Here is a 1,061-nt window from a genome sequence, read left to right on the forward strand (position 1 = left end):
GGGCGCCCGCCACGGCGCCCGCGCGGACGTGGATCCCGGCGCGGCGGTCGGACGGGCGCAGGAGCTCGTGCGGGGGTTCACCACGGACCGCTACGCCCAGGACGTCTCGTCCCGCGTCACCTCCTCCGGCGGGGCCGAGGTTGTCGAGGTGACGATCCGGGCGCCGCTGCCGGTCATCGGGACCCTCGGGCCGGCCGGGCAGCTGACCGTGTCAGGGCGGGCCTATCGCGAGGGGCAGGAACCGTCATGACCTGGCTCACTCGGCCGCAGCAGCAGAACCGGCCGAGCCGGCTGCCAGGGCTGCGCCGTCGTCTCGGCCGGGACGTGCGCGAGCAGGGCGACCGCGGGTCGGCGAGCCTGGAGCTGATCGGCGTCTCGGTGCTCCTGCTCGTCCCGCTCTTCTACCTCGTCATGACCCTGGCCCAGCTCCAGGCCGGTGCGTATGCCGTGTCCGGGGCCGCCCGCGACGCGGGCCGCGTGTTCGCCGAGTCCCGCGACGTGGACGCCGCGCAGGGACGGGCGCAGGCGGCGGCGCGCATCATCTTCGAGGACTACGGCTTCGCGGCCGGAGAGGTCCAGGTCGCGTGCCTGGACGATCCCTGCCTCGGGCCGGACGCCCGGGTGCGGGCGACCACGACGCTGCGCGTCCCGCTGCCGCTGGTGCCTGACTTCGTGCGGGGCGTGGTGCCGTCGGAGGTCGTGGTGCACGGTGAGCACCTGGCGACCGTCGAGCGTTTCCGGGGCGAGTCGTGAGGTGGTCCGCGCCCGGGGCGACCGGTGCTCGTGAGAACGCCTCCAGCCCGGGCGTGGGCACCGACGAGGAGGACCGCGGGTCGATCTCGCTGCTGTCCCTCGGGATGATGCTGGTCGCCGCCATGCTCATCGTGGTGGGTGTGGACATCACGGCCGTGCAGCTGGCCCGCACCCAGCTGTGGGACGCCGCGGACTCGGCTGCGCTGGACGCGGCCGACCGCATCGACGAGGACCGCGTCTACACCCAGGGCCTGCCCTCGATGGTCCCCGTCACGAGCGCGGGCGTCGCCGAGGTCGCCGGTGAGCAC

General features: G+C 74.6%; 3 protein-coding genes. All 3 read left to right on the plus strand.

From position 1 onward, the window contains the following. Window positions 1-250 (plus strand): pilus assembly protein (locus B4K29_RS01905; protein WP_286966291.1); only part of this gene is annotated, 250 nt, incomplete at its 5' end. Continuing rightward, complete coding sequence (locus B4K29_RS01910; RefSeq protein ID WP_239265330.1) at window positions 247-753, plus strand: pilus assembly protein; 507 nt, start codon at window positions 247-249, stop codon at window positions 751-753. The genes B4K29_RS01905 and B4K29_RS01910, both read left to right, overlap by 4 nt. A 53-nt stretch (window positions 754-806) precedes the next feature. Then, window positions 807-1,061, plus strand: a 255-nt coding sequence (locus B4K29_RS01915; RefSeq protein ID WP_286966292.1) for a pilus assembly protein TadG-related protein, incomplete at its 3' end; no start/stop codon positions are given.

Source organism: Arsenicicoccus sp. UBA6765 (assembly GCF_002453335.1).
Classification (GTDB): Bacteria; Actinomycetota; Actinomycetes; order Actinomycetales; family Dermatophilaceae; genus Arsenicicoccus; species Arsenicicoccus bolidensis.

What these genes read in the sequence shown, in the direction of transcription:
- B4K29_RS01910 (WP_239265330.1), top strand. Translation starts at nt 247, where the DNA reads ATGACCTGGCTCACTCGGCCGCAGCAGCAGAACCGGCCGAGCCGGCTG.